This is a genomic window from Micromonospora chalcea, from assembly GCF_028768405.1.
GTDB lineage: Bacteria > Actinomycetota > Actinomycetes > Mycobacteriales > Micromonosporaceae > Micromonospora > Micromonospora chalcea.
Genome location: NZ_CP118233.1, coordinates 3,531,664 through 3,548,973, shown reverse-complemented (window position 1 = coordinate 3,548,973; position 17,310 = coordinate 3,531,664). Strand labels below are relative to the sequence as shown.

Genomic DNA, 17,310 nt, shown 5'->3' with positions numbered 1-17,310 from the left:
CGCCTCGACGTACTCGTCGGGGGGAACGTCGCCGGACAATCCGGTCACAGGGTCTCCCTTCCGCCGGGCGCGCCGCCGGGCAGCACGTCCAGCCGGTCGAGCAGCACCAGGAACGCCTCCGCGTACGGCGAGTGCTGCGTCTCCTTCCGTACCCGTTCCCAGTCGATCTGTTCCCGCAGCGAGCGGGCCAGCGGCAGGGCGCGGGCGAAGTCGCAGTAGTGCTGCGAGAAGCTCAACAGCTTGTGCACCATGAGCTGGCTGGCCGAGAGCACCGGCATGTGGATGGCGTCGACCGGGCGCACGATCGTGTCGGCGAACGTCTCCTCGGTCACCGGCGTCTCCACCGGCCGGTGGATCAGGTCCACCATCCGGTCCTCGTCGTAGACCTTGACCAGCCAGTCCTCCGGCGGGCGCTCGGCGGTGAAGCCGGCCTCGACGAGCGCCTCCAGCGCCCGGTCGACGTCCGCCTCGCGGAGCAGGAAGTCCACGTCGTGGTCGCTGGAGTGGCCGCCGTGCGCGTACACCGCGAAGCTGCCACCCAGCGCGAACGGGATCTCGGACTGTTTGAGCACGGCGGCGACCTTCTTCAGCGTGTGCACCAGGGTCTCGTCCCCGCGCTCGGCCATCTGCGGCTCCCTCGTCGTCATGGGCGGTGGGATCACGTTGCGTACCCGGCGGACGCTCCGGTCACACCTGTTGCGGCGCGATCGGCCCGCCAGGGCAGGAAAGCGACATACAGGCCGGTGTGGGCGTCGGTCGGATAACCTCGGGAGGGTGGCCAGCTCACTGCGGACGCGGCGGGGCAGGGCCCGACTGCGTGCCGTCGCCCTGATCGGCATCGACGGCTCAGGCAAGACCACCCAGGCGCACCGGCTCGCCCAGGCCCTCACCGCCGCCGGCCACCCCGCGACGTACCACCGCAACGCCGGTGGCCGCCGCTGGCTCGGCCGCGTCGCCCAACGGATCGGCCGTCCGGACGCGCAGCGGCTCGTCGGGCGTGACGGCCTGCTCGTGGTCGAGTCGGCGCTGCGCTGGCTGGCCATCGCGCTCGCGCTGCTGAGCTGCCTGGTCACTGGCCGTACCGCGGTGATGGACCGCTGGTCGTACTGCCAGTACGCGAGCATCCGGGCGCACGGCGGGCAGCGGTGGGAGCGGCTGGTCCGGGCCGGCTACCGGGTCTTCCCGGCGCCCGCTGTCACGTTCCTGCTCACCGTCGACCCGGCCGAGGCGTACCGCCGGATCGAGCGGCGCGGCACCGACCACGAGAGCATGACCTGGCTGACCGACGCGGACGCCGCCTACCGGAGGCTGCCGGAGTACGGCGGCTTCGTGGTGGTGGACGGCAACGGCCCACCGGAGGAGGTGGCCCGCCGGATCCGGGCGCACCTGAGCGAGTGGCTGCCCGACGATCCGTCCGCCGGTCCCGGCCCGGCTCCGGGCGGCCCTCCACGTCCGGCCGGCGGGGCGGGCCGCGACGGCCCGGTGCCGGTTCAGGCCCGGCCGTAGACCGGGATGCCGGCGCCGCTCGTGGGCGCCGACTCGGGGGAGGCCAGGAACCGGATCACGCCGGCGATCTGCGCCGGAGGCACCCAGCGCCGGTGGTCGGCGTCGGGCTGGGCGGCCCGGTTGGCCGGGGTGTCGATGACGCTCGGCAGCACCGTGTTGCACCGCACCCCGCGCTGGCGGTACTCGACCGCGACCGCGTCGGCGAACGCCCGCACCGCGGCCTTGGCGGTGACGTAGCCCGAGGCGCCCGGGAACGGCGACACCGCCGCCCGCGCGGAGACGCAGACCACGGCGCCGTCACCGGTTGCCACGAGGTGCGGCAGTGCCGCCCGGGTCACCAGGTAGGTCGGGCGCAGGTTGAGCCGCAGCATCCGCTCGAACTCCTCGACCGGGGTCTCGTGCACCAGGCCGCCCGCGGCGTACCCGCCGACCAGGTTGACCACCGCGCGCAGTGGCGCGGCCGGCTCGGCGGTCGCGACCTCGACCGCCCGCGCGGCCCCCTCGGGGGTCAGCAGGTCGGCCACGACCCGGACCGGGCCGTCGTCCGTCCCGGCCTCCCGCTGAGGTACGACCACCCGCCAGCCTGCGTCGAGGAAGGCGGCGGTGACCGCGCCGCCCAGCCCACCCGTGCCTCCGGTGACCAGCACCGTGCGTTCCGTCATGGACACACACGCTAGTCAACCGTCGTGCCGACCGACCGGTGACCCGCACGGGCCGTCCGGACCGTCCGGCCGAGGCCGACCAGGCAGGCCCTGCCGCGCGACGGCGGACCGGCACGTCGGGCGGCAGGAGTGACTCGACCGGACCGGTTGAGGCGGTGGGGCTGCGACAATGGGATCCTTGGCCCGGGGGCGGGCACGGAAGACGGTAAATTTCCCGATACGCGGTGTCATGGTTGACGCTCACGCGCTCTGAAAGTAAGTTTCATCCGTGGCGAAGAGTCCGAAGATTTCTGCGAGTCACGAGCCCGGTGGACTGATCGTCCACATCAGCGGCCTGCTGCCCTCGCTGTCCCCGGCCGAACAGCGGGTGGCCCGGCTGGTCGTCGCCGATCCGGCGGACGCGGCCCGGCGCACGATCACCGACCTCGCCACCGCCGCCGAGACGTCCGAGGCGACAGTGATCCGCTTCTGCCGCTCGGTCGGCATGGACGGCTACCCCCAGTTGCGCATCCGCCTCGCCGCCGAGGCCGCCCGCCGGGTCGAGCCGCCGGACGCGCGGGTGGTCGGTGGCGACATCCCGCCGGGCGCGGACCTGGCCCAGATCATCGCCACCATCGCCTTCAACGACGCCCGAGCCGTCGAGGAGACCGCCGAGCAGCTCGACCCGGCCGTCTGCGAGCAGGTGGTCGAGGCGATCGGCGCGGCCGGCCGGATCGACGTCTACGGCGCGGGCGCCAGCGGCTTCGTCGCCTCCGACTTCCAGCAGAAGCTGCACCGCATCGGCCGCATCGCGTTCTACTTCCCGGACGTGCACACCGCGCTCACCTCCGCCGCCCTGCTCGGGCGCGGCGACGTCGCGGTCGGCATCTCGCACACCGGCACCACGTCCGACGTCATCGAGGTGCTGGAGCAGGCGCGGGCCCGGGGAGCCACCACCGTGGCGCTCACCAACTTCCCGCGCTCGCCGATCACCGAGGTCGCCGACCACGTGCTCACCACAGCCGCCCGGGAGACGACCTACCGCTCCGGCGCGACGGCCAGCCGGCTGGCCCAGCTCACCGTCGTCGACTGCCTCTTCGTCGGGGTGGCCGCGCGCAGCCGGGCCCGGACCAAGAAGGCGCTCGAAGCCACGGCCGAGGCGGTCCAGTCGCACCGGGTCGGTCCCGGGCGGAGGCGGGGATGACGGCGGGCCGGGCGGAGCGCGACGGCGTGGCGGCGATCCGGCCGGTGGTGCGCGTCGGCGCGCCGACCGAGCGGCGCAACCCGCACAGCTTCGACCTCGACCTGATGTCCACCCGGGACGTGCTCACCGTGATCAACGAGGCGGACCGGCGGGTGCCGGCCGCCGTCGCCGCGGTGCTGGACGAGATCGCCGAGACCGTCGACCTCGCGGTGGCCGCGCTGCGCGACGGACACCGCGTGCACTACTTCGGCGCCGGCACCTCCGGCCGCCTGGGCGTGCTGGACGCGGCCGAGCTGGCCCCCACGTTCAACTCGCCCCGGCACTGGTTCTGCTCGCACCTCGCCGGTGGCCCGGACGCCATGTGGCGGGCGGTCGAGGACGCCGAGGACGACGAGCGCGGCGGCGCCGCCGAGGCCGCCGAGTGCGTGCGCCCGGGCGACCTGGTGGTCGGCCTGGCGGCCAGCGGACGCACCCCGTACGTCCTCGGGGCGCTCGCCGCGTCCCGGGAGCGGGGGGCCGCTACGGTGCTGCTCTGCGCGAATCCGGAGGCCCCGGCCGCCGCGTCGGTGGACGTCTTCATCGGCGTGGACACCGGGCCGGAGGTGGTCACCGGGTCGACCCGGATGAAGGCCGGCACCGCGCAGAAGCTGGTGCTCAACACGTTCTCCACGGCCGTCATGGTGCGTCTGGGCCGTGTCTACTCGAACCTGATGATCGACATGGTGGCCACCAACGCCAAACTGCGCGGTCGCATGATCTCGATCCTCGTGGAGGCCACCGGTTGCGCCGAGGAGGTCTGCCGGGTCGCGCTGCGGGAGGCCGACGGCGACCTCAAGACCGCGCTCGTCGCGCTGGTCTCCGGCGCGGAGGTGCCGGCCGCCCGGGCCGCGCTGGCCCGCTCCGCCCACCAGGTACGCGGCGCGCTCGCCCTGCTCGCCTCCTGACCGCCCCCGCTCACCCCTTCTCCCGGCGATCCACCCGCCCGGCGCATCCGTCCGGCGGGTGCGACACGTATCACGTGCGGGAGGGGGACGTTCCCGCCCGTACGGATTGTTCAACGAGGCGGAGGGTAATCCTGAGCGTGGCTGAACCGACCGGTCCACGAGCGCGTATCTCGCAGTGACCAGGATCGCAACGACCCGGTGACGCGGCTCGCTGTGTTCATGGAACAGGCAATGGTGCCATTCCATGGGCGAATAGCGATTCAGCAGCTCCGGCGGGCCCCCAAAGCCGTGTCCGGAAGCCGTCCGAACCGGGCCGGTAACAGGAAACATGGACCGGGCTCTCAGCTAGTACTCAGGCATTCGTGACAGTTTCGACTCACGACATGGAATCCCCGAAGCGTCACATCTGTTGTGTAGGTGTCAGCACCTACGGGCACAGCGGAGGTTACGGGGAGGGCTGATGAACGTGGGGATGGCAAGGAACCGGGCAACCGGCGCGAGCGAGGGGACCGTGGCAATCGTGGACAAGAACATCGGCATGCGTACCGACGAGGTCGCCGAGGAGCGGGACCTGGTCGGCGTCTACCTGCACGAGATCTCCCGGACGCCGCTGCTCGACGCCGCCCGGGAGGTCGACCTCTCCAAGGCGATCGAGGCGGGCCTCTACGCCGAGCACCTGCTCGACGAAGACCGGATCCCCGAGGGCGTCGACCGGGAGGACCTGGAGCGGCTGGTCGTCGAGGGTGAGCGCGCGAAGGACCTGTTCATCCGCGCGAACCTGCGACTGGTCGTGTCCATCGCCCGGCGCTACGTGCGCTCCGGGATGCCCATGCTGGACCTGATCCAGGAGGGCAACACCGGCCTGGTCCGGGCGGTCGAGAAGTTCGACTACGAGCGGGGTTTCAAGTTCTCCACCTACGCGACCTGGTGGATCCGCCAGGCCATCAGCCGGGCGATCGCCCAGCAGGAGCGGACCGTACGGCTGCCCGTGCACCTGGTGGAGGACGTCAACCGGATGCGCAACGTGGCCCGGCAGCTCACCCGTGAGCTGGGCAGCGACCCGGAGCCGGAGCAGATCGCGACCGCCCTCGGCGTGACCGTCGAGCGGGTCAACGAGCTGGTCCGCTGGTCGCAGGACACCGTCTCGCTGGACACCCCGGTGGGCGACGACGGCGACACCAACCTCGGTGACCTGGTCGCCGACAGCGACGCGCCGTCGCCCGAGGAGATCGTGCTCACCGGCCTGGAGCGGCAGCGGATCGAGGGTCTGCTCAACCACCTCGACGACCGGTCCGCCGGCATCATGCGGGCCCGGTACGGCCTGGAGGACGGTCGCGAGCACTCGCTGACCGAGGTCGCGTCGCGGTTCTCGCTCTCCCGGGAGCGGATCCGCCAGCTGGAGATCCAGGCCCTCGGCCGGCTGCGTGAGCTGGCTCGCGCGGAGGGGCTGCAGGCGGCCTGACCTGGTAGTAATTGAGACAACGAACGGCCGGCGTCCGACAGGGGGACGCCGGCCGTTCGCCGTCCGCGTCGATCAGACCCGGCCGTAGCCGGCGATCGACATGATGTTCATACCGCGTTTGCTGACGTTGCGTCCGGCGCTGGGCGCGTCGATGATCTGGCCGTTGCCGACGTAGAGCGCGACGTGCCCGAGCCCGGAGTAGAACACCAGGTCACCCGGTTGCAGCTGGCTGCGGCTGATCCGCGTGGTGGCGTTCCACTGCCGTGCCGCGCTGTGCGGCAGCGACTTCCCGGCGGCCCGCCACGCGGCGAGCGTCAGACCGGAGCAGTCGTAGCTGCCCGGGCCGTCCTGGGCATAGCCGTAGGGCTTGCCGACCGCGCCGTAGGCGTACCGCACGGCCTTGCCGGCGTCGCCGGAGACGGCCGGGGGCTTGCCCGCCGAGCCGGCGTTGCCGGGCGCCTCGGTGGCCCGCCCGTACGCCCTGCGCCGCATCTCGTAGAGGTCGGCCAGGTCTCCCTCGATCCGCGTCTTCGCGGACTTGAGCTGCTTGGCCTGCGCCGCCTCCCGGGCGAGCGTGGCGTCCAGCCGGGTCTTCTGGTCGATCAGCCGCTGCTGGTCGGCGGTGAAGCTGGAGAGGGTGCGCTGGCGCTGGCGGGTGAGCTGGTCCAGTGTGCCCAGCCGCTCCGGCAGCGTGGCCTGGCCACCCGGGTCCAGCAGGGCCGCCGCGGTACGCATGCCGCCGGTCTTGTACGCCGTCGCCGCCAGCACGCCCACCTCGGCGCGGCTGCGCTCGGCCTGTTCCTGCAGCGGCCCGATCCGGGCCTCCAACGTGGCCGCCGTGGCCTTGTTGGCCTTGATGTCCTCGTTGAGCTTGTTGTAGGACTCGACGATTCGCTCCAGCTCAGTCGAGGACTTCTCGATCTGCTTCGTCAGCTCTGCGGGTGTGGGCTCGGCCCGGGCCACCTGCGCCGGGGCGAGCAGCGCGGCCGAGAGGCCGGCCACCGCGAGCGAGCGGAGCAGCATCCGTAAGGACGACAAGAGCGGAAAGCTCCTCTCCCACCGGTCGCCGGGCGCGTTCGCGACCCGGCGACACCGGCCCGGGGCCATCCGGGTGGATGGCTGTCGACCGGGCCGACCTGCACAACCTAACCCGTGATCGGAGTGGTCGGGAGTTCAAGCAGGGGCGAAAGTTGGCAAAGTGGCGGAAAGTGACGATGGTGCAGCATGGTGTGGCTCGCCCGATTGGTCGTTCTGGGCGGATGTCGTCAGCCACCGCCACGCAAAGTCATGACAAAGACTGAAATCGCTTCCTCTTTCCGGCGGGCCACCCGGGGCAGAACCGGCGGCCGATCGCCGAAAACCCGAGGTCAGGTGGCGGGCCCGCAACACAATGAAGCCCGGAACCGGGATTCCCGCACGGGATCCGCGTCCCCGGGAGGCCGCCGTGCAGACCGAACGCTCCGCCACCCAGCCGCCCCGACCCACCTCGCCCAAACTGCTCTACGCCCGCCCCGGCATCGTCGTCACCGCCGAGCGCTTCACCGTCGGCCGCAACAGCTGGCCGGTGGCCGAGATCACCCAGGTGCGGACCGATCGCGGCCCGCACGACCGGCTCGCGATCCGCGCCGTCGCCGTGTCCGCCGCGATGATCGCCGCGGTCGGGCTGCTGCTCGGCTTCACCGGCGGCCTGCACCGGCTCACCGCCGAGGCGTACCTCCTGCTCGGCGCGGTCGGGCTGGTGCCGCTGCTGCTCGTGCTGATCGGCGACCGCTGGCGGCCCCCGGCGCACGAGCTGTGGGGCCGGGTGCGGGGCACCGAGGTGCTGCTGTTCAGCAGCGACGACGAACGACAGTTCGGTCAGGTCAGCCGGGCGCTGCGCCGCGCCCGCGAGGCGGCGCGCATGGGCGGCTGGGCCGACCCGCCGGCGGCCGAGCCGTGGCGACCGGCGCGGTGAGCGGCGCTCAGCCCGCGACCGGCTCCGGGGTACGCGGCTGCTGCTCGGCAGCCACCCACTGGCTCACCCGCCGCTCGGCGTAGAACGAGACGAACGGCACGGTCCCGGCGAGCATCACCAGCAGCATCCGCTTCAGCGGCCAGTTCGCCCGGCGGGACAGGTCGAACGTGAGCGCCAGATAGAGCATGTACAGCCAGCCGTGCGCCACGCCGACCACGCCCACCACGCTCGGGTTGTCGAAGCCGTACTTCAGCGGCATGCCGATCAGGACCAGCACCACGAGCGCCACGCCCACGATCCAGGCGATCACGCGGTACCGGGTAAGGGCTCCGCCCACCGTCGTCCGTCCTTCCGCACCGGCCTCAGCCGGGATAGTCGCCGGGCCGGGCGCCCGGATTGGCGTTCAACCAGGATAGATAGCGGTTGTACGCGGCCAGCTCGGCGTCGTCCGCCCCGTCGGCCGGGGCGGACGGCGTCCGCACGACGCGCACCGGGCGGCGTACCGCCGGGGTGGTGACGACCGGCTCGGCGCCGGCAGCCGCCGACGGCGCCGGATCGGCCGTCGGCTGCGCGTCGCCCGGCGGCGTCGCCCGCAGCGTCTGGCGGACCTCCCGCCACCAGACGAAGATCACGAAACCGGCGAACACCGGCCACTCGATCGCGTAACCGAAGCTGATCGCGTTGCCCCCGGCGGCGCGGGTGACCTGCCACCAGCCCATCCCGAGGCAACCCGCCACCAGCACGACCATGGCCACGTGGCGGACGATCCACGCCGGTGTCCAGAGCCGTTCCATGCCCACGAGAGTACCGGGACTCCCCGGGCGTCTCCGACACGGCGTCGTAGTCCGGGCGGTGGTTTGGTGGCACGCCCGCTGGGCATCCGAACAGGTGCCAACCCGAACGAGACGAGGGGGCGACGATGACCGAATCGGTACGCCGGGACGCGAGCCCGGAACAGCGGGTCGCGGAGTGGGACGGCGATCACGCCCGCACCGTCGACGGCGAGCAGCTCGGGGTGGACCCGGTGGAGCTGGGCGACGAGGACCTGGTCCGGGAGATGCAGAGCCTGCACCGCACCCGGCTGGACACGCTGCGCCACGCCACCGACTCGGCGCTCGCCAACCACCTGCGGCGCACCGCCGAACTGGAGACGGAGTACCTGGCCCGGCACCCCGGCCGGGAGGTCGACCCGAGCCGGCTGCGGGACGCCTGATGGGCAGCCACGCCGAGCGCGGCATGTCCGCGCCCCCGGAGGTGGTGTTCAACACCGCCACTGATCCGGACCGCTCCTCGGCCTGGCTGCCCGAGCGGCTGCGCAACTCCGGCACCTGCCGGGTCGAGGTCGTCGACGCCGACGACATGCGCGCCCGGTGGAGCGCCGCGGACTGGTCCGCCGAGATCGACGTGGAACCGGCCGACGCGGGCGGCGCCCGGGTCCGGCTCGACCTGGCCGGCCCGGACCACGACCTGGCCGACGAGATCCTGGCCAACCTCGACCGCGAGGTGGCCGACAACCTGACCGCCGGCTGAGCCCGGGCGCACGACGAGCACGAGGAGGCCGGCTTGACCGGGAGTGGCCTGAAGCAGAAGGTGGCGCGCCTGCGCCAGGCGTACGCGCCGCACGAGCACCGGCCGCTGGAGGGCTACCTGAAGGCGATGGGCACGTACGCGGGCGTGACCGCCGCGCTCGTCGGCCTGGTCCGGGCGACCGGACGGCCGGTGCCCGAGCGGCCCACGCCGGCGGACGTGGTGCTGCTCTCGATCGCCACGCACAAGCTCAGCCGGCTGCTGTCCAAGGACGCGATCACCAGCCCGCTGCGGGCGCCGTTCACCCGCTACGACCACCCGATCGGCAGCGGCGAGGTGATGGAGCAGGTCCGCGACGAGGGCAGCCCCACCCGGCACGCGCTCGGCGAACTGGTCAGCTGCCCGTTCTGCCTGGCGGTCTGGGTCGCCACCGGGCTCACCGGCGGGCTGGTGCTGGCGCCCCGGCTGACCCGGCTGGTCGCCACCGCGCTGACCGCGGTGGCCGCCTCCGACTTCCTCCAGATGGGGTACGCGGTCGCCCAGCAGGCGGCCGAGGGCGGTCACCACGAGGCGTGAGGGATGCGGACACGAAAAGGGGGCCGGTGTGCGCCGGCCCCCTTTTCGCGCGTCTCCCACGGTCAGGTGGGGGTGGTGCCGTGGTCCTCGCCGGCCCAGCCGCGCGACGCCTCCGGCTCCCGCTCCTCCTCGTCCTCCCCGGTGACGATGTCCCGGTCCACAGCGGTGCGCTCGTGCTCGTTGGCGAAGTCCGGCTCCGGCAGCGTGTCGACGCCCTCCGGGGGCTGGCCGAGCGCCGCCAGGTGCTCGTGCTCGGGGTTGCGGTCGGTCATGTCGCGTCCTCTCGTCTTCCGGGTGCTCAGGCGACCGTGCCGCCCAGCAGATCGGCCGCCTCGTCCGCCGCGTACTCGCCCTGGGGGAGCGCGGCGATCCGGGTGAGCAGCTCCGCGGGGAGTTCGGCGGCCACCGCCCGGCGGTAGATGTCCGCCTGGGTGATCCGCTCCTGGCCGTGGTAGATGTCGTCGAGCAGGTCGTCGAGCGGCCGCGTGTCGGGCTGCTCGGTCACGGGCGCGTCATCGGTCACGCCGACCACCTACCCGGCGCCGAACCGGTCAAACTCGCCCCAACCCCGCTCAGGCCGGCGCCGGCAGCGTGGCCCGGCGGGCCCGGACGGCCTGGGCCAGGTGCTCCAGGACCTCGGCCGTGCTGTCCCATCCGATGCAGGCGTCGGTGACCGACTGGCCGTACGCCAGCTCCCGGGTCGGGTCCAGGTCCTGCCGGCCGGGCACCAGGAAGCTCTCCAGCATGATGCCGACGATCCCGCGCTGACCGGCGGCGAGCTGGGCCGCCACGTCGGCGGCGACCAGCGGCTGGTTGCGGTGGTCCTTGCCGCTGTTGGCGTGGCTGGCGTCGACCACCACCCGCTCCGGCAGGCCCGCAGCGCGCAGCAGCTCCAGCGCCCCGGCCACCGACTCCGCGTCGTAGTTCGGCCGGCCGCCCCCGCCGCGCAGCACCAGGTGCCCGTCCGCGTTGCCCCGGGTGTGCATGATCGCCGGGGTGCCGGAGACGTCGATGCCGGGGAAGACGTGCGGCACCCCGGCCGCCCGGATCGCGTCCACGGCGGTGGCGATGCTGCCGTCGGGGCGGTTCTTCATGCCGATCGGCATGGACAGCCCGGAGGCGAGCTGCCGGTGCACCTGGCTCTCCACCGTCCGCGCGCCGATCGCGCCCCAGGCCACCGTGTCCGCGATGTACTGCGGGGTGATCGGGTCGAGGAACTCGCAGCCCACCGGCAGGCCCAGCCGCAGCACGTCGAGCAGGAGCGCCCGCGCGGTACGCAGACCGGTGTTCACGTCGCCGGACCCGTCCAGCGCCGGGTCGTTGATCAGGCCCTTCCAGCCCACCGTCGAGCGCGGCTTCTCGAAGTAGACGCGCATCACCACGAGCAGGTCGTCGGCGACCCGGGCGGCGGCCTCGCGCAGCCGGCCCGCGTACTCCAGGGCGGCGGCCGGGTCGTGCACGGAGCAGGGGCCGACGACGACGAGCAGCCGGTCGTCGTCGCGGTCCAGCACCCGGCCGACGGCACGGCGGCCCGCCACGACGGCCTCGGCCAGCGGGGTCTCGAGCGGCAGGTGGTGGTGCAGCAGGGCCGGGGTGGTCAGCGGCACCACACGGTCGATGCGCTGGTCGATGACCCGATGGGCGTCCTGGGACGTGGTCACGGTGGGGATTCCTTCCGCCGACCGTGCCCCCGTGCCGGGTCCGGGGGATCGAGCCGGCTGCTCGCATACGAAAGGGCAGGGAAAAGAATCCCTGCCCGGCCGGCTCGAAGAGGTAAGTGACGTCAGCTCATGGTCGAGTCACCGGCTCCTCCAGCCGGCTGCCTAAACCATCGATACGACCGCGTCACATCAGCCAGCGTACCCGACGCGCGCCGGAAAGCCCGCTGTCGTTCCGAAGTGCGGAACACGGGGTATGTGATCGCCATGACCACCAGCCATGACCCCAGTGACCAGGAACGGATCGAGTCCCGGGCGCATCTGCTGCCGGAGGAGGCGGCGGCGGGCAGCGACGACGCCGAGGCGCAGGCCGACGCGATCCTCACCGAGTCCGACATCCGCGAGGCGGACCAGAACGCCGCCCCCAACACGGTGCTTGAGCACCGCACCTCCGAGCAGACCGTCACCCCCGTCGAGCCGCCCGACTGAGCGTCGCGCCCCGGGCCCGGCGGGAACCCCGGTAACTGTCGTCCCGCAACCGGGCCAGCGGGCCGGCCAGGCGCAACCCCGGCGGCACGTTGCCGATCGGATCGAAGGCGAGCGCGGCGTCCTCGGCGGCGCCGCGCTCGCCGTCGAGGCGTACCTCGCCGAACGGCCGCCACCGGCCTGCCGCCGAGGCCACCGCCAGCACCAGCCGGGGCTCGTCGGCGGCCACCGCCGCGCCCGCCTCGGCCAGGCCGCGACCCAGGTCGGGTGACTCCGGGTCGGCCAGCACGGCCAGGAACAGCCGTCGCCCGCCGGCCCGGAACGGCATGATCGACGTGTACGTCCCGGTGAAGCGCCGCCGGGGCAGCGGCAGGTTCCGCAGCACCGGCGCTGCGCCGCTGGAACTGAACAGCAGGTCCACCGGCGGCTCCGGGTCGCGGCGCAGCCGTACCGCCACGCCCAGCACGTCCGGCCAGGCGCCCGGCGTCGGCACGCCCTTGGAGAGGCGGATCGTGGCCGGCCACCGGCCCGGCAGGTCGAGCAGCGGCACCCCGGTCGGCGGTCCCGGCGTACCCCAGATCCGGACCTCGCCGCCGAACGTGCGCCCCGCCGGGTGCAGCAGGCGGGCGTGCCGGAGCCGGGCCAGCGCGGCGGCGGCGCGCTCGACGGCGGACGGTGAGGTGGCGGCCATGCCCGCACGGGTACCCCGGCGCGCACCGACGATGCTCCGGCGCGCGTGTCACCTTTCCGCCTCCGGGATCGGATAGCGTCGTCTCATGCCCGACAGCGGTTTCCCCTGGCCGATCGAGACGACCCGACTGGACAACGGCCTGCGTGTGGTGGTGAGCGAGGACCGCACCGCCCCGGCCGTGGCGGTCAACCTCTGGTACGACGTGGGCTCCCGCCACGAGCCGGCCGGACAGACCGGCTTCGCGCACCTCTTCGAGCACCTCATGTTCGAGGGTTCGGTGAACGTGGCGAAGACCGAGCACATGAAGCTGATCCAGGGCGCGGGCGGCTCGCTCAACGCGACCACCAACCCGGACCGCACCAACTACTTCGAGACCGTCCCGGCCGAGCACCTGGAGCTGGCGCTCTGGCTGGAGGCCGACCGGATGGGCGGGCTGGTGCCGGCGCTGACCCAGGAGACGCTGGACAACCAGCGCGACGTGGTGAAGAACGAACGGCGGCAGCGCTACGAGAACGTGCCGTACGGCGACGCCTGGCTGCGCCTGCTGCCGCTGCTCTACCCGCCGGGGCACCCGTACCACCACGCGACGATCGGGTCGATGGCCGACCTGAACGCCGCCGACCTGGCCACCTTCCAGGAGTTCCACAGCACCTACTACGCGCCGAACAACGCCGTCCTCACCGTGGTCGGCGACACCACCGCCGCCGAGGTGTTCGGGCTCGCCGACAAGTACTTCGGCGGCCTCGCCGCGCGCGCCGACATCCCGGCCGCGCCGGACGGCCGTACCGTGCCGGCCACCGGCCACCCGGCGGTGGAGACGGTCACCGCCGACGTGCCCGCCCCCCGCGTCTACGTCGCGCACCGCACCCACCCGTTCGGCACCCCGGGGTACGACGTGACCACGGTGCTGGCCACCGTGCTCGGCAGCGGCCGGGGCAGCCGCCTCTACCAGCGCCTGGCCGACGGCGAGCGGATCGCCCAGCCGGACCTCGTCGGCGCGTACGGGGTGGACCTGGCACACGCGCCCGCCCCGCTGATCGCCACCGCCACGGCCCGCCCCGGAGTGAGCGCCGAGCGGCTGCGCGACGGGCTGGCCGAGGTGGTCGACGAGCTGGCCACGGTGCCGGTGACCGCCGCCGAGCTGGACCGCGCCAAGGCGCTGCTGAGCACCATGTGGTGGCGGCAGATGTCCACTGTCGACGGGCGGGCCGACACGCTCGGCCGGTACGCCACCCAGTTCGGCGACCCGGCCCGCGCGGCCGACCGGCTGCCGGCCTGGCTCGCGGTGACCGCCGAGCAGATCGCCGAGCAGGCCGCCGAGCTGCTCGGCGCCGCCGACCGGGTGATCCTGACCTACCTGCCCGAGGAGAAGTGATGTCGCTGATCGCCACCCGTCCCGGCCCCGGCGCCGCCCGCGCCTACCGGTTCCCGCAGGTGGTCCGGCGGACGGCGGCCGGCGGCCAGGTGGTCGCCGCGCACCTGCCCGGGCAGAACCTCGCCGTCGCGTTGCTGCTTCTCGACGGCGGCGCGGGCCGGGAGCCGGTCGGCAAGGAAGGGCTCGGCGCGGTGCTGGCCAAGGCGCTGGAGGAGGGCACCGCGCAGCGGGACGCCACCGCGTACGCGCTGGCCATCGAGGCGCTCGGCACCGAGCTGTCGACCGGGCTGGACTGGGACTCGTTCCAGGTGAGCGTGCAGGTGCCGGTGGACCGGCTGACCGCCGCCGTGGAGCTGCTCGCCGAGGCGGTCCGTACGCCCCGGCTCGACCCGGCCGACGTGCGCCGGGTCCGTGACGACGAGGCGACGGCGCTGCGGATGGACTGGGCCAACCCGGGCCCGCGCGCCGACGCGGTGCTGCGGGCCGAGCTGTTCGGCGCGCAGCACCGGTGGGGCCGCCCGCTCTACGGCGACCCGGACAGCGTGGCCGCGCTGGAGGTGGACGACGTCACCGTCTTCCACTCCGAGTGGTTCATCCGCCCCGGCACCCTGATCGTCGCCGGTGACCTGGAGCGGATCGACCTGGACGCGCTCGCCGCGACGGCGTTCGCCGGCGCCGGCGGCGGCCCGGTGGAACGCGGCGGCCCGATCGACGTGCCGCTGACCGGGCAGCGCCGGATCATTCTGGTGGACCGGCCCGGCTCGGTGCAGTCCACGCTGCGGCTGGGCCACCCGTCCCCGCACCGCGCCCACCCGGACCACGTGCCGATGACGCTCGCCGGCACCGTGCTCGGCGGCGCGTTCACGTCCCGGCTCAACCACCTGATCCGCGAGGTACGCGGCTACACGTACGGGATCCGGGGCGACTTCGCCTCGTCCCGGCGGTTCGGGCGGTTCGCGGTCAGCTCCGGCGTGCAGACCGCGGTGACCGCCCCGGCGCTCGTCGAGTCGGTGGGCGAGATCTCGCGTACCCAGCTGACCGGGGTCACCGAGGACGAGCTGGAGGTGGCGCGCTCCTGGCGGGCCGGCCAGCTCTCGGTCGAGCTGCAGAGCCCGCGCGCGATCGCCGCGGCCCTGACCACGCTGGTCGTGCACGACCTGCCGGACGACTACCACGCGCGGCTGCGGGAGCAACTGCTCGCGGCGACCGTCGAGGACGTTTCCGCCGCCGCGGCGACCTACCTGCACCCCGAGTCGCTGACCATGGTGATCGAGGGGGACGCGGCGGTCATCCGGGACGAGCTGGTCGCCAGCGGTCTCGGCGAGGTGCTCGACCACACGTGACCGGACGGAGCGGCGGGCCTGTGATTCCCGTCGCCCCGCATCCGCGCGGTGGGAAACGTTTCCCACCCGCACCGCCCGGCTGGGTAGCCTCGCGGGCATGAGGATCGGCATTGTGGGAGCCACCGGTCAGGTCGGTGGCGTCATGCGGCAGGTGCTGGCGGAGCGCGAGTTCCCGGCGGAGCAGGTGCGCCTGTTCGCCTCGGCCCGGTCGGCCGGGCGCACGCTGCCCTGGCGCGACGGCGAGGTCACCGTCGAGGACGCGGCCACCGCGGACTACCGCGGCCTGGACATCGTGCTCTTCTCGGCGGGCAAGGCCACCTCGAAGGAGCTGGCTCCCCGGGTCGCCGAGGCCGGCGCCGTGGTGATCGACAACTCCTCGGCGTTCCGGATGGACCCGCAGGTGCCGCTGGTGGTCGCCGAGGTCAACCCGCACGCGATCGCCGACCGCCCGAAGGGCATCGTGGCGAACCCCAACTGCACCACGATGGCCGCCATGCCGGTGCTGCGTCCGCTGCACGACGAGGCCGGGCTGGTCAGCCTCGTCGTCGCCACCTACCAGGCGGTCTCCGGCGCCGGCCTGGCCGGCGTGGCGGAACTGGACGAGCAGGTCCGCAAGGTGGCCGGGGACGCCGCCGGGCTGGCCTTCGACGGCGGTGCGGTGGAGTTCCCGGCGCCGCGCTCGTTCGCCCGCCCGATCGCCTTCAACGTGCTCCCGCTCGCCGGCTCGATCGTCGACGACGGCTCGTTCGAGACCGACGAGGAGCAGAAGCTGCGCAACGAGAGCCGCAAGATCCTGGAGATCCCCGGGCTGAAGGTCTCCGGCACGTGTGTGCGCGTCCCGGTCTTCACCGGCCACTCGTTGCAGATCAACGCCCGGTTCGCCCGCCCGATCGACCCGGCCCGGGCCCGCGAGCTGCTCGACGGCGCGCCCGGCGTGGCGCTGCGCGACGTGCCCACGCCGCTGGAGGCGGCCGGCCAGGACCCGACGTACGTCGGCCGGATCCGGGCCGACGAGACCGTCGAGCACGGGCTCGCGCTGTTCTGCGCCAACGACAACCTGCGCAAGGGCGCGGCGCTGAACGCCGTGCAGCTCGCCGAACTGGTCGCCGCCGAGCGCTGACCCTGCGGGCGTCCGTGCCGGGCCACCCGGCACGGACATCCGCTCAGCGGGTATGCCCGCCGGGTCGCCGGCCGCCCCGCGCGCCGGCAGGGCGGAGGTGCCGATGACGGCCGAAGGGGACACCGAGGCCGCCGGGATGCGTTCGGACACGGGCCGGGCGATCGGGTTCAGCGACGCGGTCTTCGCCATCGTCATCACGCTGCTGGTCCTCGACCTGCGGGTGCCCGAGACGGCGCCGGGCGGAATGCTGCGCGCGCTGCTCGACCAGTGGCCGGTCTACCTCGCCTACGTCACGTCCTACCTGTACGTGGCGGTCAACTGGCTGAACCACAAGGGGACGTTCCACCGGGTCCGCTGCGCCGACCGGGGACTGCACTGGGCCAACCTCGGCGTGCTGTTCAGCGTGGCGCTGCTGCCGTTCGTCACCGCGCTCGTCTCCCGCGCCGTGGAGGAGGGCGACGTCTTCGACGAGCGGGTCGCGGTGTCCGCGTACGGGCTGGTCGGCGTGATCCTGTCGATCACCTGGCTGTGGCTCTACCACTACCTGAGCCGGCACCCGGAACTGCTGGAGCCGCACGTCCCCGCCCGTTTCTTCGAGGCCGAACGCGTCCGTGCGCTGCTCGGCGTCCTCGCGTACGCGATCGCCGGTCTGGTGGCCGTGTTCCTGAGCGTGCCGGTGGCGCTCGTGGTGCTCCTGCTGCTGCCGATCTTCTACGGGCTGTCCAGCAACGGCTTCTACGACCTGCGCCGGCGCCTGCGCCACCGGCGGTGACGCCCCGCGTTACCCCGCCTCGGGCGGCGGGTAGACCGCCGTGCCGACACC

At 73.4% G+C, this 17,310-nt stretch carries 22 protein-coding genes; 13 read left to right on the top strand and 9 right to left on the bottom strand.

The features are described from left to right. Positions 1-44: 44 nt before the first annotated feature. Entirely contained in the window at positions 45-626 is a 582-nt protein-coding gene (locus tag PVK74_RS15435) for a nucleotidyltransferase (RefSeq protein ID WP_043328811.1), read from the bottom strand. 148 nt (positions 627-774) lie between these two features. Here PVK74_RS15435 and PVK74_RS15430 point away from each other — a divergent pair, with 148 nt between their 5' ends. After that, positions 775-1,506, top strand: a complete 732-nt coding sequence (locus PVK74_RS15430) for a dTMP kinase (RefSeq protein ID WP_166457033.1) — start codon at positions 775-777, stop codon at positions 1,504-1,506. On the opposite strand, the gene PVK74_RS15425 is transcribed toward PVK74_RS15430, so the two are convergent. Next, entirely contained in the window at positions 1,491-2,168 is a 678-nt protein-coding gene (locus tag PVK74_RS15425; RefSeq protein WP_043328814.1) for an SDR family NAD(P)-dependent oxidoreductase, read from the bottom strand. The genes PVK74_RS15430 and PVK74_RS15425 overlap by 16 nt on opposite strands. A gap of 268 nt (positions 2,169-2,436) precedes the next feature. Here PVK74_RS15425 and PVK74_RS15420 point away from each other — a divergent pair, with 268 nt between their 5' ends. From PVK74_RS15420 to PVK74_RS15410, 3 genes are all read left to right on the top strand, one after another. Beyond that, positions 2,437-3,351 carry a MurR/RpiR family transcriptional regulator gene (locus PVK74_RS15420; protein ID WP_051611377.1) on the top strand — a complete coding sequence of 305 codons (915 nt, stop codon included), beginning with the start codon at positions 2,437-2,439 and terminating at the stop codon, positions 3,349-3,351. Beyond that, positions 3,348-4,295, top strand: a complete 948-nt coding sequence (locus PVK74_RS15415) for an N-acetylmuramic acid 6-phosphate etherase (protein ID WP_051611378.1) — start codon at positions 3,348-3,350, stop codon at positions 4,293-4,295. Before PVK74_RS15420 ends, PVK74_RS15415 begins: the two co-directional genes overlap by 4 nt. 472 nt (positions 4,296-4,767) lie before the next feature. Next, a complete protein-coding gene (locus PVK74_RS15410) occupies positions 4,768-5,757 on the top strand; it encodes a sigma-70 family RNA polymerase sigma factor (protein ID WP_043330973.1) in 990 nt (329 codons plus the stop codon). A 72-nt stretch (positions 5,758-5,829) separates the two neighbouring features. Here the strand turns inward: PVK74_RS15410 and PVK74_RS15405 are convergent, their stop codons facing one another. Beyond that, on the bottom strand, positions 5,830-6,795 hold the full coding sequence (locus tag PVK74_RS15405; RefSeq protein WP_043328816.1) for a C40 family peptidase: 966 nt from the start codon (positions 6,793-6,795) through the stop codon (positions 5,830-5,832). A 406-nt stretch (positions 6,796-7,201) separates the two neighbouring features. Here PVK74_RS15405 and PVK74_RS15400 point away from each other — a divergent pair, with 406 nt between their 5' ends. Further along, on the top strand, positions 7,202-7,711 hold the full coding sequence (locus PVK74_RS15400) for a DUF6232 family protein (RefSeq protein ID WP_043328818.1): 510 nt from the start codon (positions 7,202-7,204) through the stop codon (positions 7,709-7,711). A 7-nt stretch (positions 7,712-7,718) separates the two neighbouring features. On the opposite strand, the gene PVK74_RS15395 is transcribed toward PVK74_RS15400, so the two are convergent. Then, positions 7,719-8,048 carry a DUF3817 domain-containing protein gene (locus PVK74_RS15395; RefSeq protein ID WP_043328820.1) on the bottom strand — a complete coding sequence of 110 codons (330 nt, stop codon included), beginning with the start codon at positions 8,046-8,048 and terminating at the stop codon, positions 7,719-7,721. Positions 8,049-8,073: 25 nt separating this feature from the next. Next, complete coding sequence (locus tag PVK74_RS15390; RefSeq protein ID WP_043330974.1) at positions 8,074-8,505, bottom strand: hypothetical protein; 432 nt, start codon at positions 8,503-8,505, stop codon at positions 8,074-8,076. A 125-nt stretch (positions 8,506-8,630) separates the two neighbouring features. Here PVK74_RS15390 and PVK74_RS15385 point away from each other — a divergent pair, with 125 nt between their 5' ends. Genes PVK74_RS15385 through PVK74_RS15375 form a run of 3 tightly spaced genes read left to right on the top strand, consistent with a single transcriptional unit; the run spans position 8,631 to position 9,814 of the window. Next, positions 8,631-8,924 carry a DUF6158 family protein gene (locus PVK74_RS15385; RefSeq protein WP_030502251.1) on the top strand — a complete coding sequence of 98 codons (294 nt, stop codon included), beginning with the start codon at positions 8,631-8,633 and terminating at the stop codon, positions 8,922-8,924. Then, the gene (locus PVK74_RS15380; RefSeq protein WP_064447778.1) at positions 8,924-9,241 is read left to right on the top strand and encodes an SRPBCC family protein; all 318 of its coding nucleotides are present in this window, start codon (positions 8,924-8,926) and stop codon (positions 9,239-9,241) included. The genes PVK74_RS15385 and PVK74_RS15380 overlap by 1 nt, the downstream gene beginning before the upstream one ends. 33 nt (positions 9,242-9,274) lie before the next feature. Next, positions 9,275-9,814, top strand: coding sequence for a DUF1360 domain-containing protein (locus PVK74_RS15375; protein WP_030502249.1), 540 nt, complete (start codon positions 9,275-9,277; stop codon positions 9,812-9,814). A gap of 62 nt (positions 9,815-9,876) precedes the next feature. Here PVK74_RS15375 and PVK74_RS15370 read toward each other — a convergent pair whose 3' ends face one another. From PVK74_RS15370 to PVK74_RS15360, 3 genes are read right to left on the bottom strand one after another with little or no spacing between them, the layout of a single operon-like run. Then, the gene (locus tag PVK74_RS15370) at positions 9,877-10,086 is read right to left on the bottom strand and encodes a hypothetical protein (protein WP_043328824.1); all 210 of its coding nucleotides are present in this window, start codon (positions 10,084-10,086) and stop codon (positions 9,877-9,879) included. Between the two features lie 26 nt (positions 10,087-10,112). After that, positions 10,113-10,346 (bottom strand): hypothetical protein, encoded by a 234-nt coding sequence (locus PVK74_RS15365; protein WP_018786980.1) that lies wholly within the window; start codon positions 10,344-10,346, stop codon positions 10,113-10,115. 40 nt (positions 10,347-10,386) lie between these two features. After that, positions 10,387-11,484: a 3-deoxy-7-phosphoheptulonate synthase gene (locus PVK74_RS15360; RefSeq protein ID WP_069087276.1), complete on the bottom strand. Its 1,098-nt coding sequence runs from the start codon at positions 11,482-11,484 to the stop codon at positions 10,387-10,389. Between the two features lie 255 nt (positions 11,485-11,739). Here PVK74_RS15360 and PVK74_RS15355 point away from each other — a divergent pair, with 255 nt between their 5' ends. Beyond that, a complete protein-coding gene (locus PVK74_RS15355; RefSeq protein ID WP_274476665.1) occupies positions 11,740-11,961 on the top strand; it encodes a hypothetical protein in 222 nt (73 codons plus the stop codon). On the opposite strand, the gene PVK74_RS15350 is transcribed toward PVK74_RS15355, so the two are convergent. Next, positions 11,936-12,649 carry a phosphodiesterase gene (locus tag PVK74_RS15350; RefSeq protein WP_113974654.1) on the bottom strand — a complete coding sequence of 238 codons (714 nt, stop codon included), beginning with the start codon at positions 12,647-12,649 and terminating at the stop codon, positions 11,936-11,938. The genes PVK74_RS15355 and PVK74_RS15350 overlap by 26 nt on opposite strands. 85 nt (positions 12,650-12,734) lie before the next feature. On the opposite strand from PVK74_RS15350, the gene PVK74_RS15345 reads away from it, so the two are divergent. From PVK74_RS15345 to PVK74_RS15330, 4 genes are all read left to right on the top strand, one after another. Then, positions 12,735-14,024, top strand: coding sequence for a M16 family metallopeptidase (locus PVK74_RS15345; RefSeq protein WP_274476664.1), 1,290 nt, complete (start codon positions 12,735-12,737; stop codon positions 14,022-14,024). Continuing rightward, on the top strand, positions 14,024-15,367 hold the full coding sequence (locus tag PVK74_RS15340) for a M16 family metallopeptidase (protein ID WP_069087278.1): 1,344 nt from the start codon (positions 14,024-14,026) through the stop codon (positions 15,365-15,367). Before PVK74_RS15345 ends, PVK74_RS15340 begins: the two co-directional genes overlap by 1 nt. A 97-nt stretch (positions 15,368-15,464) precedes the next feature. Beyond that, positions 15,465-16,487 carry an aspartate-semialdehyde dehydrogenase gene (locus PVK74_RS15335; protein WP_274476663.1) on the top strand — a complete coding sequence of 341 codons (1,023 nt, stop codon included), beginning with the start codon at positions 15,465-15,467 and terminating at the stop codon, positions 16,485-16,487. A 103-nt stretch (positions 16,488-16,590) separates the two neighbouring features. Then, positions 16,591-17,259: a TMEM175 family protein gene (locus PVK74_RS15330; protein ID WP_084789688.1), complete on the top strand. Its 669-nt coding sequence runs from the start codon at positions 16,591-16,593 to the stop codon at positions 17,257-17,259. Positions 17,260-17,310: the final 51 nt, after the last annotated feature.